The sequence below is a fragment of the Pseudoalteromonas luteoviolacea genome, from assembly GCF_001696455.1.
GTDB classification, from domain to species: Bacteria; Pseudomonadota; Gammaproteobacteria; order Enterobacterales; family Alteromonadaceae; genus Pseudoalteromonas; species Pseudoalteromonas luteoviolacea_C.
This window is the reverse complement of sequence record NZ_MAUJ01000007.1, coordinates 59558-80298: the sequence shown is the minus strand read 5'-3', so window position 1 is coordinate 80298 and position 20741 is coordinate 59558. Positions and strand designations below refer to the sequence as shown.

At 42.8% G+C, this 20741-nt stretch carries 16 protein-coding genes and 1 tRNA gene; 11 read left to right on the top strand and 6 right to left on the bottom strand.

The annotated features are described in order from the left end of the window. Positions 1-70: 70 nt before the first annotated feature. The 3 genes from A7985_RS18410 to A7985_RS18400 all read right to left on the bottom strand — a co-directional run bounded on the left by A7985_RS18410 (position 71) and on the right by A7985_RS18400 (position 3077). A complete protein-coding gene (locus A7985_RS18410) occupies positions 71-1384 on the bottom strand; it encodes a sensor histidine kinase (RefSeq protein ID WP_065791869.1) in 1314 nt (437 codons plus the stop codon). 87 nt (positions 1385-1471) lie between these two features. Next, positions 1472-2179, bottom strand: a complete 708-nt coding sequence (locus tag A7985_RS18405) for a response regulator transcription factor (protein ID WP_065791868.1) — start codon at positions 2177-2179, stop codon at positions 1472-1474. Positions 2180-2324: 145 nt separating this feature from the next. Then, the gene (locus tag A7985_RS18400) at positions 2325-3077 is read right to left on the bottom strand and encodes a hypothetical protein (RefSeq protein ID WP_256096796.1); all 753 of its coding nucleotides are present in this window, start codon (positions 3075-3077) and stop codon (positions 2325-2327) included. Between the two features lie 275 nt (positions 3078-3352). Between A7985_RS18400 and A7985_RS18395 the strand changes: the two genes are divergently transcribed. Next, the gene (locus tag A7985_RS18395; RefSeq protein WP_065791866.1) at positions 3353-4507 is read left to right on the top strand and encodes a serine hydrolase domain-containing protein; all 1155 of its coding nucleotides are present in this window, start codon (positions 3353-3355) and stop codon (positions 4505-4507) included. A 19-nt stretch (positions 4508-4526) separates the two neighbouring features. Here the strand turns inward: A7985_RS18395 and yhbY are convergent, their stop codons facing one another. Continuing rightward, positions 4527-4823: a ribosome assembly RNA-binding protein YhbY gene (gene yhbY, locus A7985_RS18390; RefSeq protein ID WP_065791865.1), complete on the bottom strand. Its 297-nt coding sequence runs from the start codon at positions 4821-4823 to the stop codon at positions 4527-4529. An 84-nt stretch (positions 4824-4907) separates the two neighbouring features. Between yhbY and rlmE the strand changes: the two genes are divergently transcribed. From rlmE to A7985_RS18340, 10 genes are all read left to right on the top strand, one after another. Next, positions 4908-5537, top strand: a complete 630-nt coding sequence (gene rlmE, locus A7985_RS18385; protein WP_065791864.1) for a 23S rRNA (uridine(2552)-2'-O)-methyltransferase RlmE — start codon at positions 4908-4910, stop codon at positions 5535-5537. Between the two features lie 67 nt (positions 5538-5604). After that, positions 5605-7530 carry an ATP-dependent zinc metalloprotease FtsH gene (ftsH, locus tag A7985_RS18380; protein ID WP_065791863.1) on the top strand — a complete coding sequence of 642 codons (1926 nt, stop codon included), beginning with the start codon at positions 5605-5607 and terminating at the stop codon, positions 7528-7530. 186 nt (positions 7531-7716) lie between these two features. After that, complete coding sequence (gene folP / locus A7985_RS18375; protein WP_065791862.1) at positions 7717-8562, top strand: dihydropteroate synthase; 846 nt, start codon at positions 7717-7719, stop codon at positions 8560-8562. Continuing rightward, on the top strand, positions 8559-9899 hold the full coding sequence (gene glmM / locus A7985_RS18370; RefSeq protein WP_065791861.1) for a phosphoglucosamine mutase: 1341 nt from the start codon (positions 8559-8561) through the stop codon (positions 9897-9899). The genes folP and glmM overlap by 4 nt, the downstream gene beginning before the upstream one ends. A 79-nt stretch (positions 9900-9978) precedes the next feature. Continuing rightward, positions 9979-10722 carry a triose-phosphate isomerase gene (tpiA, locus tag A7985_RS18365; RefSeq protein ID WP_065791860.1) on the top strand — a complete coding sequence of 248 codons (744 nt, stop codon included), beginning with the start codon at positions 9979-9981 and terminating at the stop codon, positions 10720-10722. Positions 10723-10726: 4 nt separating this feature from the next. Continuing rightward, complete coding sequence (secG, locus tag A7985_RS18360) at positions 10727-11065, top strand: preprotein translocase subunit SecG (RefSeq protein WP_065791859.1); 339 nt, start codon at positions 10727-10729, stop codon at positions 11063-11065. Between the two features lie 6 nt (positions 11066-11071). Next, positions 11072-11157: transfer RNA gene (locus A7985_RS18355), tRNA-Leu, on the top strand. A gap of 405 nt (positions 11158-11562) precedes the next feature. After that, on the top strand, positions 11563-13749 hold the full coding sequence (locus tag A7985_RS18350) for a TonB-dependent receptor (RefSeq protein WP_065792103.1): 2187 nt from the start codon (positions 11563-11565) through the stop codon (positions 13747-13749). 153 nt (positions 13750-13902) lie between these two features. After that, positions 13903-15882, top strand: a complete 1980-nt coding sequence (locus A7985_RS18345) for a UvrD-helicase domain-containing protein (RefSeq protein ID WP_081310626.1) — start codon at positions 13903-13905, stop codon at positions 15880-15882. 84 nt (positions 15883-15966) lie between these two features. After that, positions 15967-17253 (top strand): Glu/Leu/Phe/Val family dehydrogenase, encoded by a 1287-nt coding sequence (locus A7985_RS18340; RefSeq protein ID WP_065791857.1) that lies wholly within the window; start codon positions 15967-15969, stop codon positions 17251-17253. 164 nt (positions 17254-17417) lie between these two features. On the opposite strand, the gene A7985_RS18335 is transcribed toward A7985_RS18340, so the two are convergent. Next, positions 17418-17609: a hypothetical protein gene (locus A7985_RS18335; RefSeq protein ID WP_065791856.1), complete on the bottom strand. Its 192-nt coding sequence runs from the start codon at positions 17607-17609 to the stop codon at positions 17418-17420. 342 nt (positions 17610-17951) lie between these two features. After that, on the bottom strand, positions 17952-20471 hold the full coding sequence (locus tag A7985_RS18330; RefSeq protein WP_065791855.1) for a TonB-dependent receptor plug domain-containing protein: 2520 nt from the start codon (positions 20469-20471) through the stop codon (positions 17952-17954). Positions 20472-20741: the final 270 nt, after the last annotated feature.

Sequence of the window (20741 nt, the reverse complement as noted above, 5' to 3'; positions counted from 1 at the left end):
TTTAAAATTACGAATATGATTTTAACGTTATGATATTTAGTCTTTTTTGTTGTGATTTTTTGAGGTGGTGTCAGCTGTTATGTACGTTTTGTGAAACTGCTTTACACGGTAAGGTTAATGTAAATTTTGCGCCACCTAGTAACTCTGAGCGGCTTACCGCTGCTTTTCCATGATGCCAGTCAACAACTTTCGCTACGATGGCAAGTCCTAAGCCATAACTTTTACCAGCACGATTACGGTGTCCTTGCTCTTGAAAGAATGGATCAAAGACCTTATTCCAGTTTTCTTGTTCAATACCTGGACCATCATCCTCGATGTTTATTTCTATTTCATGATCATGCTGCTGGGCGCTGACAAATAGCTGCATATTTGCAAAGTCGCATGCGTTACTTAATAGATTGGAAATAGCACGTGCGAGCCAATGAAGATCTGCTTCAATGACTAATTCTGGGTGGATTGAGATGTTGGCTGTCAGCCCCTTTTTAGACATTTTAGGGTGCATTTGGGTAACAACATCTGAGATATAACCAGTTAACATGATAGGTTCGAATTTTAATAAATGGGACTTTTGCTCCAGCGTTGCAAATGATAAATAGCTAGAAAGCATATCTTCCATTTGATCTAAATCTTTTTCCATGCGTTCGAGCAATTGATGGACTTCTTGAATATCATCTTCTTCTAATGCAGCATCAAAACCAAATCGTAAACAAGCGACGGGTGTGCGAATATCGTGAGATAAGCTTGACGCCATTAATTTATTTTCAGCCAAAAGTTTTTCTATTTGATTGGCCATTCGGTTAAAAGTTAACTCTACATCTTTGATGTATGTGAAGTGGTTTACTTCGATACGGGTGTCTAAATTACCACTGGCAAATTGCTTTGCTGCATGTGTTAAAACAGATAGACGCTTAGCCAACGGTGCCAATACAAACCACATAAGTGCACACACACCAGAGTAAAACGCCAGAGTGAGTAGTACATCATAGCTGTTACGCTCCGGGGGTTTTTGTAACTGCAGCTCAATGTAATCAGGCATCAATTGCGGCGTTGATTTGAGCAGATAAAAATAACCCTCATCTGAGTCTATTAGGAGCCCCTGAGGTCTATACATTTGCTCAGTAACTTCTGAGGGCAAAGCTAGGGAAGCACCGGAGTGATAGGAAATAGAGAGGTCAAAGTCTTTACCTGCCTTTTCTATAAACTGAAGCCTTTCTTCTAAAGGAGTTGAACTCGCTTGATTGGCGATGCCAACCAATAGTTTGGCTTGCCAAAAGAAACTGTCATCGTCCGGAGAGGTTTGCTCGTTGAGGGTGTCTATCAACCATCCAAGAACAATGATTGAAATAATCACACCGGTAAGCAAGGATAAATATAGTTTTCTCACAAATTCACTCTACCTAGAACAACATGACAACTTCAAGAGCTGGAGGAATGAGCTGTGAACAGTGTGTGTTACACAGCTCAATAGATTTTACCAAGCAGTAGGCACTAGCAAGTAGCCCTTGCCCCAAATAGTTTTAATTTTTTCAGGGTTTTGTGGGTCGTCATCAAACTTTTTACGTAGTGCGGATATAAGGACATCGACGCTTCGGTCAAGGCCATCGTATTCTCTGCCTTTTGTGGCTTTAAACACCGCATCTCGGGAAACTACATTGCCTGCGTTTGAGGCAAGGAAATGAAGTAATAAGTACTCGGCACTGGATATAGCGACTTCTTGGCCCGATACCAGAACCTTTCGAGCTTGTGTATCAATTTTGAGATTTCCAACGTTCAAGATGGCACTACTAGAGTCACTTTGAGCACTACTGTCTTGTGCTGCGCGAGCATTTGCTTTGATTCTGGCTAACAAAGCTCTCGGACGAACAGGTTTGATAACGTAATCACTGGCACCCACTTCCAAACCGATAACTTCATCCATTTCTTCGTCTTTTGCGGTTAGCATGATGATCGGTTTGCTGTAGAACTGACGAAGCTCTCTACAGACGCTAATACCGTCTTGTCCGGGGAGCATAATATCCAGCAAAACTAAGTCGGGGTTGTGCTGTTTTACCATTGAAACGACTTCATCGCCGCGATGACAACAGTGAGTCGTATAACCTTGATTATTTAAATAGTCTGCTACCCACTGCGCTAGTGATTCATCATCCTCAACGAGTAATATCGTACCGTACTGCTCCATGAAAACTCTCCTTTACATACCAGCTAAGTATCATTATGGACGATGATACTTGCCTCTTTTAAAGTCATACTAACTATTTTATATCATCCTGGCATTATAATTGTGCAAAGAAATTTTTATGTAAGTAAGTGTATGAGTTTGTTCTTTATTGAACATTAAGCTTATCGATTAAGTTGTTTGTCAGCGTCAGCATCATTCTGGGAGTTAGTTCACTCACTTCCGCCTTTTCACACGCGCCAGCTACCTTAATTAGCGGTGTAACATCCGGTTTGACAATGTATTGGGGAATGGTAACTGGCTCTTTATGCCTTGCTTTTCGTGCTTGCTCAGTGTTTTGTTCTGTGACAAAAGTAATGATTTCTTGCTCATTCACTACTTTTTCAGTTTCTGTAAATGAGTATTGTAAAGGAATACCTTGAAACCCTGCGCTGTCAACGGACGATTTAGCAAACCAAACCACATCCGCAGATTGGTTGTGTGTTAAACGCATACTTAAAGATGCTGTTATATTACTACACTGTTTACTGGGGTTTGTTTGAGAAATTTGAGCGATATAGGGGTGGTCATTACTTGGTTTATTGAGCACATAGGTTTTATCTCGTCCGTAAGAGAGTTCCATTTGCTGGATCACTAAACGGTAATCAGTATTTTGTTGAGGTTCTACCTTTAAGCCCTTATTACGCAACATTTTAACTAGTGCTGAATGCAAGTTGTCAGTGAGTGTCACTTTGCTTGAGTCGATGTACACCGTATCTTGTTTTTTAACGACATGAGCAGGTAATTGAACCGACTTGATACGTGCGGACTCCAATTCAGCGGTGTAGCTGATTTGATAGATGGATTTTTGCAACAGCGGTTTAGGAGGAACACCTAGCTTTGGCGCTAGTGGCTGAGTCATAGCACATCCTGTTAAGCCTATCACTGCTAAACAGCTAATGATTCCTCGCATTATAAATACCTCAAATTACTATTTTCTATCAAGTTAAGTGGATTTTTCACCAAATTTTACACGGTAACCCATGCATGACGACAGCGTTAAATTGTTCAAGTTTGTAACAGGGATTTTGCTTCGAGCACCAAGCTACAAAGATTCTTGTTTTATTTTATGTATGTCGTGAGCTAGCGACTTACTTCGTGATACCATAACATCGCGTGTTAATGTACTGAGTCATTATGAAGTCACTATTTATTTACTCAAAATGCTTACTATTGCTGACTTTATCACTTTCAACGAAGAGTGAAGAACACAACAAAGCAAAAGCATGGGAGCATTTTGTAAGCGACTATTCTAAGCAAGTCCGACAAAAACTAAAAGAAAAATCGATACCCGGGGCAGCCTTGAGCATAACTCATGTAAAATATGGAGATATAGCTAAAGGGTATGGTAAAACTAAGACTAAAAGAGGCCGACCTGTAAATGGGCAAACGCGATTTCGCCTCGCGTCTGTGTCAAAAACGTTTGCAGGATCATTGACTGCAAAATTAGCTGCGGACGAAAAAGTTGATTTAGACCGCTACGTTGCAGACTACCTGCCTATTTTTAGAGGTAGCCAATATGCCCCCCTTCGTGTCTATCATTTATTGAGTCATTCCAGCGGACTGGTCCCTAATGCCTACGATAACCTGATTGAATCACGGATGGAGTATGGCAATATTTATCCAAGATTATTGAAAGTTGATAGATTGTGTCGCCCAGGTATTTGTTATGGCTATCAAAATGTCATGTTTAGCCTTATTGGAAATGTAATAAACCAAGCGACTGGCCTGAGTTATGAAACGTGGTTAAATGAATTTATTTTTAAGCCCTTGGGGATGAAAAATGCAGGGCTTGGCTATGCACATATGACCAAGGACGATAATTTTGCATTACCTCATGTGAAAGGGCGAAAATACTGGCATACGGCAAAACTTAAGAAACACTACTATAAAGTAGCGCCTGCAGCAGGGGTGAATGCCAGTGCCGAAGACATGGTTTTGTGGCTAAAAGCGCAACTTGGTTTGTTTCCGAGTGTTCTTTCACTCGATGCGTTGACCATTCAATCACGCCCATTTACGTTAACTAAGCGAGAACTGCGAAGGCGCGTGTGGAAAAAGTATGTGGAACAAGCGCATTATGGGCTCGGATGGCGAATTTACAGTTTTGAAGGTGAAACCGTTTATTACCACAGTGGCTGGGTACAAGGTTATCGAACAGATGTGGCGGTCATCCCATCATTGGGTATTGGGTTCAGCCTATTACTAAACGCAGAGAGTGGTTTAATTAATCAGTTAACGACAGACTTTTTGCGAAAAGCCATTGATGTGGCGAGCATAGTTGAACCGCATTAGCGGTTCAACCAAACAATGATTAGTTGCGAGGCAAAATTATTTTTTTGTCTTCGCTTTGACGATACAGCACGATGATATGTCCGATCACTTGAACTTTGTGTGCACCCGTTTCGCGTACAATGGCATCAAAAATAAGCTGTTTGGTTTCTCGATCAGTCGTCGGGACTTTTACTTTAATCAATTCGTGAATTTCTAAACATTGTTCAATTTCTAGCAATACACCCTCAGTTAGACCGTTACCGCCAAGTAAAACGACTGGTTTAAGGGCATGTGCTAACCCTTTCAGGTGTTGCTTCTGTTTATTTGATAATGTCATATTGGTACAATTTACTAAATTAAGGCTTGAATTCTCGACATTCTAACGCCATCTAAAGAAGATTACTAATGAGTTGCAGTGAATATGGCAAATAAAAAGCATTCAGCGAGTTCGAAGCGCTGGTTAAAAGAACATGTAGATGATCCATTTGTACACGAAGCCCAAAAGCGGGGTTATCGTTCTCGTGCCGTGTTTAAACTGGAAGAAATACAGCAGCGAGACAAGCTTATTAGGCCCGGTATGCATGTTGTAGACTTAGGTGCTGCACCAGGAAGTTGGTCACAATACCTTGCCGAGCAAGTTTCTGATAAGGGCGAAGTTATTGCTTGTGACATCTTGCCTATGGACTCTCTACCTGGCGTCGCGTTTTTGCAAGGTGACTTTCGTGAAGAAAGTGTACTCAATGCATTACTAGATAGGATTGGTGGTAAGAATATTGACGTGGTATTCTCAGATATGGCGCCTAATATGAGTGGTAACAACGTCATAGATCAGGCTGGTAGCATGTATTTAGTCGAATTAGCACTCGATATGTGCCACCAAGTACTCAAACCGAATGGTGCATTTGCGGTTAAGGTGTTTCAGGGCGAAGGCTTTGATCAATTTGTACAAGAAGTACGTAATGCCTTTAAAGTTGTAAAGATCCGTAAACCAAAAGCGTCTCGACCTAGATCACGAGAAGTATATATAGTGGCGACAGGATACAAACTGTAGTACAGTTGAGGTGCATTTAAGATGATTTTAAATAAATTGGATACAAGAGGTTAACCCCTTGAGCGATATGGCGAAGAACTTAATTCTCTGGCTTGTTATAGCGGTTGTGCTAATGACAGTGTTTCAGAGTTTCAATGGTGGCGAACAATCTGATCGTCAGACAAGTTACACACAGTTTGTAAAAGAAGTCCGCAGTGGCGTGGTCAGAGAAGCAAATATTGACCGTGCCGCGGGTACTATTTCAGGGATTAAAAATAACGGAGAGCGTTTCCAAACAATCATGCCGTTATATGATGAAGATCTAATTAATGACTTGCTAAAGAATGATGTAAACGTAAAAGGCGTTGCACCTGAAGAGCAATCTTTCTTAGCTAACGTTTTCATTTCTTGGTTCCCAATGTTATTGCTTATTGGTGTATGGATATTCTTCATGCGTCAAATGCAAGGCGGTGGCGGCAAAGGTGCGATGTCTTTTGGTAAAAGCAAAGCGCGCCTAATGAGCGAAGATCAGGTAAAAACTACGTTTGCCGACGTTGCTGGTTGTGATGAAGCAAAAGAAGACGTTACAGAGCTAGTAGACTTTTTACGTGACCCCTCTAAATTCCAAAAGTTAGGTGGCAACATTCCTAAAGGGGTGTTGATGGTAGGTCCTCCTGGTACTGGTAAAACGTTACTTGCTAAAGCAGTAGCAGGTGAGGCAAAGGTCCCATTCTTTACCATTTCAGGTTCTGACTTTGTGGAAATGTTTGTAGGTGTGGGTGCCTCTCGTGTGAGAGATATGTTCGAGCAAGCCAAAAAAGCAGCACCTTGCATTATATTTATCGATGAGATCGATGCGGTAGGTCGTAAACGGGGTGCTGGTATGGGTGGCGGTCACGACGAACGTGAGCAAACACTAAACCAAATGCTTGTTGAGATGGATGGTTTTGAAGGCAATGAGGGGATCATTGTAATCGCTGCGACTAACCGTCCGGACGTTTTAGACCCGGCACTGTTGAGACCTGGTCGATTTGACCGCCAAGTCGTTGTTGGCTTGCCTGACGTAAGAGGTCGTGAACAAATTCTGAACGTGCACATGCGTAAAGTGCCTCTTGATTCTAATGTTGAGGCGTCGCTCATCGCACGTGGTACGCCTGGTTTCTCGGGTGCAGATCTAGCTAACTTAGTAAATGAAGCTGCGTTATTTGCTGCACGTGGTAATAAGCGCAAAGTGAGCATGGCTGAGTTTGATGCTGCTAAAGACAAGATCATGATGGGTGCAGAGCGCAAATCGATGGTCATGTCAGAGAAAGAAAAAGAGATGACAGCATACCACGAAGCGGGACATGCAATTGTAGGTCGTTTGGTACCAGAACATGATCCGGTTTACAAAGTGTCAATCATTCCGCGTGGCAGAGCACTCGGTGTTACTATGTATCTACCAGAGCAAGATCGCGTAAGTCACTCTAAAGAGCATCTAGAATCAATGCTGTCTAGTCTTTACGGTGGTCGAATTGCAGAAGCCATTATTTATGGTGATGAAAAGGTCACGACAGGTGCGAGTAATGATATCGAACGCGCAACAGACATTGCCCGCAAGATGGTTACTCAATGGGGTTTGAGCCCCGTACTTGGGCCACAAATGTACATGGAAGAGCAAGGTGAAATGTACATGGGTGGCGGTGGTTCAAGAATGTCTGGTGTTTCAGGCGAAACTGCAAAACTTATCGATGAAGAAATTAAGTCATTTGTTACTCGCAACTATGACCGAGCAGAACAAATCCTAAAAGACAATATGGATATTCTTCATGCGATGAAAGATGCATTGATGAAGTATGAAACAATCGATGCAGGACAAATAGACGACCTTATGGAACGTAAAGAAGTTCGTCCACCAAGAGATGCTCATGACCGCAAGTCAGACAAAGACAGTGGTTCAGATGTGACGAAGAGTGGTGAAAACAACTCGGATGTCCCGCCTCCAAGTAATACAGAGGTTGATGACAAGCCTTAATAAAAGGTAAAATGTCACAGCAGGAATTAAGGCCTCGAATGGTGAACCTTCGAGGCCTTTTTGTATCTTATGTAATACTTTGTATCTATATACGCCTAATACCAATCTCTATGTGAGTGATTTTGGTCAAGAAACTGGTAGGGGTATTTAAAGTATGCTTAGATACAAATAATAGGAAGGCGATTTATGTTTCAACTCTCTCTACCTCGAGGTCGTACTCTTGATCTCCAAAGCCCGCAAATTATGGGCATCGTTAACACAACTCCAGATTCTTTTTCTGATGGTGGTAAGTACTACAAAAATGATAACGCTGTCATTCAGGCGCTTGAGCTGTTAGAGCATGGTGCGAGCATCCTTGATATTGGCGGTGAATCGACCCGACCAGGTGCGGCTGATGTATCGTTAAATGAGGAGTTGGATAGAGTAATCCCCGTAATCGAAGCGATTCGCGCACAATCTGACTGTGTAATATCAATAGACACCAGTAAAGCTGAAGTAATGAAACAAGCTGTGCTAGCTGGGGCTGATATTATTAATGACGTACGGGCGTTGCAAGAAGAGGGGTGTATAGAGGTTGCCGCTCAGTTTTCCGATGTGCCAATATGTTTAATGCACATGCAGGGGCAACCGAGAACAATGCAAATAGCGCCTAAATACGACCACCTAATCAACGATATTCTTTCTTTTTTTGAGGCTAGAATTGCGGCGTGTGAAAAGCTAGGTATTGCGCGCGCTAGACTCATTTTGGATCCAGGCTTCGGATTCGGAAAATCTTTACAACATAACTTTGAATTGCTTGGGAAGTTTAATCAATTCTGTGAATTGAGTATGCCTCTATTGGCAGGTTTATCACGCAAATCAATGTTTGGGAATTTATTAAACCGGGATACAAATGAACGCTTGGCTGCAAGCTTAAGCGGCGCATTGTTATGTGCACAACAAGGTGCGCACATCATACGCGTTCATGATGTAAAAGAAACCAGTGATGTGTTGCAGGTATGGGCTGCAGCAAACCATGGAGTAACTAAATGACAACGAGAAAATATTTTGGCACTGATGGTGTAAGAGGACTTGTGGGTGAGTTTCCAATTACACCAGAATTTGCGCTTAAGTTAGGCTGGGCTGCAGGTAAAGTCCTATCCAAATCAGGCACTAAAAAAGTAATAATTGGTAAAGATACGCGCATTTCAGGGTACCTACTTGAAACTTCGCTTGAAGCAGGCTTAATAGCCGCAGGAATCGATGTTGTTCTACTGGGTCCTATGCCAACTCCCGCAGTCGCCTATTTGACGCAAACGTTTAGAGCCGAAGCTGGTATTGTGATCAGTGCATCTCACAACCCTTACCATGATAATGGCATTAAGTTCTTCTCTGGTAACGGCAAAAAACTAGCCGATGACGTGGAGTTAGAGATCGAAGCAATGCTCGACGAACCAATGACGTGTGTACCATCAGAGTCGTTAGGTAAAGCCCGTCGTTTGGATAGCGCAAGCGGTCGTTATATCGAGTTCTGCAAAAGCCAATTTCCAAAAGAGCTGTCATTAGAGGGCATCAAAATCGTACTGGATTGCGCAAATGGTGCAACTTATCATATTGCGCCGTCTGTTATGGAGGAGTTAGGTGCAGAAGTAATCGCTACAGCTTGTGAGCCTGATGGCGTAAATATCAACGCAGAGTGTGGTGCAACACATGTAGATGCGTTAAAACGTCAAGTACTTGAGCATCAGGCGGATGTTGGTATCGCCTATGATGGAGACGGCGACCGAGTCATGATGGTTGATCATAACGGCCGTGTATTTGACGGTGATGACATCGTCTATATTGCAGCTATGCAAGCCAAGTTCAATGGCACACTCAAAGGCGGTGTGGTTGGTACTGTGATGTCTAATATGGGCCTTGAAAATGCGCTCAAAGCACAGGATATTCCTTTCCTACGTAGTAAAGTGGGAGATCGCTATGTACTTGAGTTACTAGCTAAAGAAGGATGGAATATCGGTGGTGAAAGCTCGGGTCATGTGCTTAACCTAGACCTGATTGCGACTGGTGATGGTATTATTTCAAGTCTTCAAGTTTTAGCTGCAATGGTTGCACAAAATAAGACGCTCAAAGATCTTGGTGTAGGTTTTACAAAATACCCTATGAACATGATTAATGTTCGATATGCCAAAGGTACGGATCCTGTTGCTGACAAAGCGGTTCAGGAAGCGGTTAAACAGGTAGAAAACGAACTAGATGGCAAAGGCCGAGTTTTGTTACGTAAGTCCGGCACCGAGCCAGTAGTGCGCGTTATGGTAGAAGCAGAACAAGAAAAGCAAGTGATGGACTTTTCTCAACAAATTGCCGAAGTTGTTGAATCTGTGAGCAATTAAACCAAAAAAGTAAAATTTTTCTTGTAACTTTGGACGAGTGGCGTTAGTATCTCGTCCGCTTTCTTACGCGGAGTATCGAATGTTAAGTAGAAAGCCTATGGTAGCGGGTAATTGGAAGATGAATGGCTCATTGGAGCTAGTTCAAAACATTGCCAGCACAATTAAAGACATCAGTAATAACGATGTTGAAGTAGTTGTTATTCCGCCAACTGCACTGTTGAGCAACGTGGTTGCTTCAGGCGTAACAGCCGGCGTGCAGACAATCTCAGAGCACCCACTTGGTGCATATACAGGTGAGGTTCAAGCGTCCTTAGTTAAGGCGCTAGGCGCAACTTACACACTTGTAGGTCATTCTGAGAGAAGAAGTATTTACGGTGAGTCGAATGAAGACGTAGCCAACAAGTTTGAGCAAGCACAGACTGATAAGCTAATCCCTATACTGTGTGTAGGTGAGACTGAATCAGAAAGAGAGCAAGGTCAAACTGAAAATGTCGTTGCAGCGCAAATTAAAGCTGTAATTGATAAATTAGGTATAGCATCATTGAATAACTCTGTGATAGCATACGAGCCTGTTTGGGCAATAGGAACTGGTAAAACAGCATCTCCTGAGCAAGCTCAAGCAGTACATAAGTTTATTAGAGATTTAGTAGCAAGTTATGATGCTGAAATCTCGAACACACTGCAAATCCTGTATGGTGGCAGTGTTAATGAAAGTAATAGTGAATTATTGTTCGCACAAGCAGATATCGATGGTGGTTTGATAGGCGGAGCAAGCCTTAAACCTGAAGCCTTTAAGATTATCTGTGAGAGTGCAAAAGGATAAGTAAATGTACGAGATTCTTTTGGTTGTCTATTTAGTTGTTGCATTAGCATTAGTTGGAATGATACTAATTCAGCAAGGTAAAGGTGCCGACATGGGGTCGTCTTTCGGAGCAGGTGCGTCTGCTACCGTATTCGGTTCGTCAGGTGCAGGCAACTTTATGACAAAGACTACAACAGTACTTGCAACAGTGTTTTTTGTGCTAAGTATTGCATTAGGTAACCTAACAGCAGGTCAAATTAAGCAAACTGATCAGTGGGAGAACTTAGAAGCGCCAGCGGCGACTACAGTTCCAGCTACTACAGATGTACCTGCTTCAGAAGAGAATTCTGACGTACCAAACTAAAGATTTGCGAATGTGGTGGAATTGGTAGACACGCCATCTTGAGGGGGTGGTGAGCTATGCTCGTGGGGGTTCAAGTCCCCCCATTCGCACCAAATAAGAATCCCGGTGAAATTGTATTCATCGGGATTTTTTATTTCAACTGAGTACTCTTACACACTCATTTCTATACTTCTTCTTCGTAGTCCAAAATAACGTAATCTGTTTCAGATATCTCGAACTCCAGTAGATTAGTGGCTTAAACAGCCAGTTTACTCATGTGCGTTACTTTATTTTGGCTTGTAACTTTTATGTATTTATTAAGTTTTTACTAGGTAATAAATTTGCAAATGAAAATATTTATGAAATTTTTATTTCAATTGGCGCACTAAATACATATAATGACCTTCCAGAGGAAATAGATGCGTGATGCGCATCTTTTTTTATGTCTATTTTTAAGCGGGCATAATTTCAACCACCCTCAGGTTGAATACACACACGGCGATTCCTTTGGAGAAAATATGAGAACAGTTTTACCACGCGTTGGTCTATCTGCATTGAGCGCTGCCATCTTGTCGGCAGTGAGCTTACCTTCCTTTGCTGCTGAAGAAGCGCAAGCAAAAAAGAATACTTTTGAAAAAATCGAAGTAACAGCTCGTAAACGTACCGAGAGTTTATTCGAAACACCAACAGCGATCACATCTATCGGCTCAGACGCCATTGAAAAAGGCAACATGAGCAATCTAGATGACATTGGTAAATTTGTTCCAAACCTAAATATCACTAGATATGGTGTTGGTAACGCGGCGCACGCTTCTGTGTTCATTCGAGGCATTGGCTTACAAGACCACATTATCACAACCGATCCGGGCGTAGGCGTTTATGTTGATGGTGTCTATCTTGGTCGTCAAATGGGTTCTAACCTATCTTTACCGAATATTGAGCGCGTTGAAGTTCTGCGTGGTCCACAAGGGACACTTTATGGCAGAAATACGCTGGGTGGTGCGGTAAACATCATTACTAAAAAGCCTGGTTCTGAAGACGTTGTACGTGTTGAATCTAAAGTGGGCTCTCGCGGTCGCTTAGGTGGTGACATCTACACGAACCAGACTATCAACGACCAGTGGAGCTTTGCTGCAAACGCATCTTACAAAGAACGCGATGGTGTTGGTCGCGCTGTAAACCTTGCTGCGCCAGAAAAAGAAATTGGCGAAGAACAAGAGATGAGCGGTCGTTTGGCTATCAAGTGGCAGCCAAGTACCGACTTTAGCCTAAATGTAGCTGTGGATGCGGTTGAGAATGAATCAGGCCAGTCTCCTTATACTATAGAGTTAACCGGTGGTCTTGATCCAAATGACCCAAACAATGGTGACTTCCCGTTACTGAATGCGAGCTTGTTGCCTGAAAATCCTGATGACTTGGGCACGACAGTTGCTGGTATTGAAAGCACTGATTATTCTGGCTGGGGCGCTTCTGTGATCGCCGATTGGCAAGTGAGTGATGAGTACACAGTGAAATTCATCACCAGTAAGCGTGGTTCTGATTATACTGGTGGTTTGGATGATGATGCATCACCACTACACTTATCAGAGTTCCCTGAAGAAGGCGGAGCAGATCAGTTCTCTGTCGAATTTCAATTAAACGGTACGTTCGATTCTTGGGATTTTGTATCGGGTCTTTACTACTTCAATGAAGACGGCTTTACAGAGTCAACGCCTTATGTATTTAGCCCGTTCAGCGTACCGGGCAACTATGGTCGTTTCCGTATTGATCAAGAAACAGATTCATATGCGGCCTATTTCAATGCAAGCTTTGACGTTACAGAAAAGCTGAGCTTAGGTGGTGGTTTGCGCTACTCAGAAGACGAGAAAGATGCGTTTGCTGATTTCGGTTACTTCAAAAAAGGTGCACAGGCCAAGTTTGATGAAGTGACCTGGGATGTGAACGCAGCATATCAATTAAATCGTGATATGAATGTTTACGCGCAAATTCAAAAAGGTTACCAAAGTGGTGGCTTCCCTCCACGTCCATTTGGTGGTGCGGACGCATTTGTATCATTTGATGAAACCAAAGCGCTAAACTATGAAGTGGGTTTCAAAGGCCAAGTGCATGACCAAGTTTCAATGATGCTAGCATTATTTGTGACTGACTATACTGATTTAGCCTTGCCTTTTAATGATCCTTCGAACGGCTTTAATACATACATTGAAAACGCGGGTGAGTCTCGTGCACAAGGTATCGAGCTAGAAACAACGGTTGCCCTCACAGATGACTTTACGATTCGCAGTTCTGTGGGTTATTTAGACTCTGAAATTACACACGTTGATGATGGTGTGCAAGGTATCACTGTAGGTAACGCACCCGCTCTAACACCACGTTGGACGGTAATGGTTGCTCCATCATACTTCATTGATATGGCATCTGGCGCGACTGTGGCGGTTAATGCTAGCTATTCATATCGTTCAGATATGCAAGGCCAGTCTGTGAATAACCCTAACGAGTTTATTGAGTCTCGCGAGCTATTCGGCTTTAATATTTCTTACACCAACAGTGAAGGTGATACTGAGATAACGCTGTATGGCGAGAACGTGTTTAATGAAGTATACGATGTAGGTCGTCTGCAGCAATCTGGCTTTGTTGGGGTTATGCGCAGCAATGACAGAAGTGAATTTGGTCTTAAATTCAGAAAAGACTTCTGGTTAGACTAATTAATTTAATTAAGGCCGGTAATTACCGGCCTTTTTTTATGCAGAAACACAAGCGCTTATAGGGTTAATTGACCTATCAGGAAGGATTGGGCATGACAGGCGCGTTAGATTCCCCTAAACTCTTGGTAATATTAAGGTTAGCTTGAAGATTGCATGCAGTTTATAGTCCACACGCTGTCCAGAATCATGGATGGGATCACTTCAATGAGCGTTTCTAGTAAAGGAATCGTCATAGAAGGTAAGCTTGGCAAAAAACTCTATACGTGGCAGTCGCAATTGCAACCTCCTCTGATCCTCGAGGGTAAAATCACACCCAAAATTCAAATCTTTATGCCAGACACACGTATTAAAATACGTATCAAGGACTGTGACTTGGCACTTGCCCAGTTTGAACTACAAAAGTTTTGGCTTACGTCCCACATGGTTAAATTGCGCCAAAGCATCGCTAAGATTGAGGCTTTGCTTGAGCGACGTTATTTGTCTCACGGTTTACTGAAAGCTGCAAAAGAGATGGCACAAGAGTTGGCGGGACATTGGCTCACTTGGTCGATGGATCAAAGGCTTGAAGCATACCTTGCTCAAACCCGCTATACCCTAGAGGAAGTGCACACTTGGCAACCACACGATGTAGACGATTTTAGGGAAGCCTTTATTGCCAAGCAACTCGCAGATTATGAAGATTTTTTTAACCGAGTTGCCGGACAGCCGCTAACGATCGCACAAAGGCGCGCATGTGTGGTTGTGGATGAGCGGCAATTGCTATTGGCAGGTGCGGGCACAGGTAAAACAAGTGTCATGATTGCCAAAGCTGGTTACTTAATTTCAGCCGGAATATCAGAGCCATCACAAATTCTGATGTTGGCGTATGGTAAGGAGGCTGCCTGCGAAATGCAGTCTCGTTTATCGAATGCACAGCTATCTGTTACATGCCGTACTTTCCATAGCTTAGGTATTCGGATTCTAACAGAAGTAGAGGAAAAGGCACCGCAGCTGTCTCAGTTGAGCAATAACGAGCAGCAAAAACGCCAGTTTATTCTTGAGTCGCTTCAGTCTCTTTGCCAAGATACTGATTTTTATAATAATTTACTTGCGTTACTGAAAGACTGTTTTAATGTCGATGTGTGCGAAGTTGAAGTTGACTTTACAGCCCCGTATATGAGCAAGTTACTTAAGCAGTTCAGCGAGTTAATTAGTCTATATAAGCAAAGTCGCAGCTTAGGGCCTGGGCATATACAACACGTTGAATCCGAGTTTGAACTTTACCTTTCAGTTTTTAGGCCTGTACTGACTGAATATCAGTTGTATCTCAATAATGAACATGCAATTGACTACGATGACATGATCAGTAATGCGACTAAATATGTTAAAAGTGGGCAATACAAAAGTGAGTGGCTGCATGTTTTGGTGGATGAATTTCAGGATATTTCGCCTGCCAGAGCAGAATTGATCAAAGCGTTATTGGCACAACGCAATCGAAGCCACTTATTTGCTGTTGGGGATGACTGGCAATCGATATATCGTTTTAGTGGTGCTGATCTGTCACTTACAACGCATTTTTCGCAACATTTTGGACCATCTACCGTAATGCAGCTGGATAAAACATTCCGCTATCCGCAGGATCTTCTGGATTTAGCCAGTGACTTTGTTTGCCAAAACCCCCTGCAAATCGTAAAGCAAGTAAGAGCACAGGTCTTGTCAGATGGACCTTCAGTGGTTATTGAGCGCGATCAGCAAAACGATTTTGTGTATGGAAAGTTATCTGAGTTAGCTAAAACAACGTCTGATTGTTCCGTCATGATACTGGCTCGTTACCACAAACAGTTACCTGATAATCAAACTATTGCAAAGCTGAATAAACAGTTCAACTTCATCAATATAAAGGCGATGACTTTTCATGCTGCAAAAGGAAAAGAAGCGGATTACACAATCATCATAGGACTTGATAAACGTGTGCCAACGCAACAGAAAACTGAAAGAATAATAGAGGCATTCTTACCTGCATTGGAAGCTTTTCCTTATGCAGAGGAGCGACGTTTATTTTACGTCGCACTGACAAGAGCGAAAAAGTGCGCCTTTATCATGTCGCCTGATGAGCCAAGTCGTTTTATCACCGAAATTGCAGAGCAGCTATAACCTAACTGTAGGCTTTGTGAAAGCTCGCAAAGTTAGAACTCGACGACTAAAGTTGATTTAAGAGATCTGCAAAGCGAGCGAAATATGGACAACGACCTGTTGACGGATGCATTGGTGCGTTTGAGTACCATTGCTAAACATTTAAATATTTCTAATCACACACTTCAGGCGTTAAGCCAACCTCTATGTACTTTAACGAGCTACCTTTCTATCAGGAAAGATAATGGCGAGTCTGCCTACTTTAAAGCATACCGCTGTCGATATAATAGTTTACTCGGGCCCACCAAAGGGGGGATCCGTTTTCACCCCAGCGTTGATCAAAGCGAGGTAGAAGCCTTAGCGCTGTGGATGACGCTCAAATGTGCAGCTGTGAATGTACCGTTTGGCGGAGCAAAAGGGGGCATCTCTGTCAACGCAAAATCATTGTCTGCGCTTGAATTAGAGCGACTTTCTCGCTCTTACGTAAGGGCTATGGCTGACTTCATTGGCCCTAAAACTGATATTCCTGCCCCAGATATGTATACAAATGAACGTGTGATGGGCTGGATGATGGACGAGTATGAGACCATTAAACGCGTCAAAGCACCGGATGTCATCACGGGTAAGCCACTGGTATTTGGAGGCAGTGCTGGGCGCACAGGCGCGACGGGGACAGGTGCCTTTCTCTGCATAGAAGCATTGGCAAAAAAGAGAAAGTGGCAGAGGCACAAGCAGACTGTAGCCGTTCAAGGGTTCGGTAATGGTGGGGCACAATGCGCACTGTTACTGCAAAAGGCTGGATATAAGGTCGTCGCCGTCAGTGATTCAAAAGGGGCAATTTATTCACCTGATGGTCTAGATATTTTAAGTATCCTGTATGAAAAGCAAAAGAGTAGGCAACTTAAGGCCGTTTATTGCGCAAACTCGGTGTGTGAGCTGGTCAGCCACAAGGCGTTGACGAATGAAGAACTGTTAACGTTAGATGTGGATATTTTAATCCCAGCAGCGGTTGCGGGTGTGATAACGGGGTCAAATGCCGGTTCGGTGAAAGCACGCACGATTGTGGAAATAGCTAACGGGCCAGTAAGCGCTGCTGCTGACAGCATATTACACGAGAAAGGTGTGTTTGTTATTCCCGATATACTCGCAAATGCCGGAGGCGTGATAGTCAGTTATTTCGAGTGGTGCCAGAACCGCCAAGGTGAACTTTGGACTGAAGAGCAAGTTAGCAGCAAACTTTCAGACTATATTCATAAGGCTTTTGAGCAAGGCTGGCAGCGTCATATTAGCGCAAATATTGACATGCGAGATGCGATTTACGCGCAGGCATTAGAAAGGCTGACATTGGCAATCGAAGCACATGGCACACATGATTATTTTAATGCCAATTAGACCAATATAGATTTTTATCTTTTCATTATAAAAATGATTAAGAGTCGTTTAAATGTAGTCATTTTGTGGCTTTGTATGAAGCGAATTATTTATTAATAACCTGCACGGACACTCAATCAAGCCTTCTTTAAGAAGCTTGAGGCTAATATACTAGCGCACTGATTTTAGTGACAGCGATCGCTATATATCTGACATGGTTGACCCGGGCCACGTTGTGTCCAGCAAACGTCAACGGTATTGCAAACAATAACGCTCAAATGCTCTGCGCCACCAACTTGAGGTGTTGCTTCTAGTGGCAGGGTATTTTTATCAGTAGTTAGCTTTTTAATACTTTTTTTACTTAGTTTTAGATTCATAATAAATATCCTTCTTTTTATAAAATAGGCTAGCTTCACTGGCTTTAATGTCCTAATGAAGTTGGTAGCCCTTCGCTTGTATAGACTACTAAGATCAATCGCTTACTCTTCTGGCTATGGAATAATATCTTGATCCCAACAACCTTACTAATTTATTAATATCATGGAAATTAAAACAAAGGCAAGTATGTTTTTTATACATATATTAAGGACTATTTATGTGGGGTAAGGAAGCTTAGGTTAATACCAAGATGTGCAACTTAGATATTAGTTTTATGTGCGAGAGGTTAATGAACAGGGACGCCAGCACCTATTAACAGGGCTGGCGTAAAAGAGGGATACTTAAAAGTTAAATGCTACCTTGCCATAAACAAAGCGGCCATCTGTGTTGTACGCTGAGAACGCAGAATATGGGAAAATTTGATTGAAGTTACTGAACCCTATATTGCCAACTGTATCTTGTGGGTATTGGTCAAACAAGTTGTTAGCACCCACCGCCAAGCGCCACTGTTCGTTAAACTGGTATGCGACTTCAAGGTCGGTTATCCATTTTGCTTCAAGTACTTCGTCTTTTTCTACCGTGCTAGATGAGTCAATGGTTTCACCATATCTGGTGGCTTTTAAAATGGCCGTCCAATCTTGGTATTGCCAAGTTGCAACCAAGTTAAGTTTGTTCTTTGGTGTACCATCTTCAAAACGTGCAATTTCACGACGTGCAAAATATTGATATTCGTCACCCAGCGCAGCCAGCTCAGCAGGGTTATCTTTTACATTGGTAACTTCCGTATCATTACGATTTAATGCCGCGCTTAGAGCTAAGCTGCCATAAGTATCTAGGTCAAAATTATAAGTTGCAACAATATCGACACCTTGTGTGCGAGAATCAATCGCATTGGTGAAGTAACGAACACGCTGTACATTGTGTTCACCAGCCACAGCTAGGATCTGCTCAACGGCGTCGCCGCTTAAGTTCTCAGATAATACAATGCGGTCATCAATATCAATGCGGTAAGCATCTACAGTTAGGCTGAAGTTATCTTGCGTATAAATAAAACCTGCGGTGATATTTACCGACTCTTCAGCTTCCAGTGACTTTGCCCCTAATGCTTGAGCTGCAAGTGTATCGACTGGAAATAACCCGACTTCATTTGGTACGCCATTTTCGAACACTGTGGTAGTTGACTTGTAAGAGGATTGCGCAAGTGATGGCGCCCTGAAACCAGTGCTTACAGCCCCTCTAAACGATAGTGCATCATTGACTGCGTATCGGCTTGCAAGCTTGCCCGTGACTGTTGAACCAAAGTCACTGTAATCTTCCAGTCGTGCTGCGAGTACTAAATTCCAATCTTCATTGATATAGGTATCAAACTCGGTAAAGAGTGCGATGTTATTGCGTGATTCGTCAACGACACTGGCTGGAGAAAAGCCAGCTAATACCTGTGCGCCACCTGCTGCGACAGGGGCACCGTTAGCGTCTAACACCGTTAAGTACGACGCTTCTTCTCCCGCCTTTATTTGGTATGACTCATGGCGGTATTCAGCACCGATAGTAATATAGACTTCTTCGTATAAACCAAAGTCGAAACTATTTTTGGCATCAAAGTTGAGAGTGAGTTGATCATAAACTAACGCGCCATTTTCAAACTCTGTTGGGCTGTCGGTTCCCATAGACGTATTCAAGCTGTTTGTCACGCCGAAGTTAAACTCATTGCGACCAAAGTTTGCGCTGTTATCAAGGTCCCAGCCCGACATGTGCGTCGTTAGGCCAATCGCAATGGCAAAGTCTTCTACTTCTGTTGTGATTTGTGGCAAAAAGCCATCAGGGTAAATCGCGGTCAGGTTTCGGCCATCTTTTGGTCGGCGGAAAAAGCCGCCAGAATTACCTTCACGTTCAGAGTAACTGCCAAATGAATATAGTGTTGTATCTTCGGATAAGTCGTAGCCAGCATTGTAGAAAAAGGCGAAATCCTCGATATCGGCTTTACCAAATCTGTGGTTATATCTCTGCGCATCAAATTCTCGAGGGTCTAGGTTGCCATTATCATCACGCGCGTATTGTTCTCGTGGGTCAAAGCCTGAGCGATTAGACGGCGCTTTATTTCGTGCCTCTGCTGAAAGGTGAATGAAGCCAGCCTCGCCAAGAGGTAAACCGATATTGCCAGTGATAGTACTGGTATTGCCATCACTTATCGTGCGGTCTTCACCTAATTCAAAAGCAAGCTCGCCACTGTCATTTTGAGATACGCCCTCAAGTTGCTTGGCACCAGCCATTTGAGTATCGTACTTACCATAGGTGAAACTCAATGAACCACCTTCGTCTGCATCTTTCAGTACGATGTTAATTACGCCAGCTATCGCATCAGAGCCATATTGTGCCGCAGCGCCATCTCTGAGTACTTCAATGCGCTTAATGGCGGCAGTAGGGATCATGTTTAAGTCAACAGCTGAAGAGCCTCGTCCTACCGTACCATTGAGATTCAGTAGCGCACTTGAGTGGCGGCGTTTTCCGTTGATGAGAACCAAAGTATGATCCGGTGCCAAACCTCTTAGTACGGCTGGACGCGCATGATCTGTTCCATCTGCAAGTTGCGAGTTTGGAAAGTTAAAGCTTGGTACCAAAGTGGTTAGAACTTGGCTCAACTCTAGCTGACCAGAGCTGTTGATCTCATCAAGGTTGATAATGTCTACTGGCACCGTACTTTCGGCAATACTGCGCAGGCTTCTTCTAGTACCTGTTACTTCGATAACCTCAGGTTTTAATTCTGGTGTAGAGGCTACTGACTCCTGGGCTTGAAGTGTAAATACAGGTGCTGAGGCTAGTATCAGGCTGACTGATGCTGCCACGAAGTTCGGTTTCGACATTATTTATCCTAGCGAGTTGATTTCAAAATGATGTTTAGTCAGTGGTTAGATTGAGACTAAATACTTATTGGGATGCGGATAGTAATGAGTAATTTATGCGTCGTTAAATTCAATTTCGTTATAGATTATAACTTCTAACCTCTGGCTATTTTATTGGAAAAGGTACGCTACCAAATGCTTTCAAATTATTAATAAATTTAAATATATTTTCTCTATAAGGGGTGGGTTTTAACATTCATTAATTGGCGATAGTTTAGGAATAAGATATTT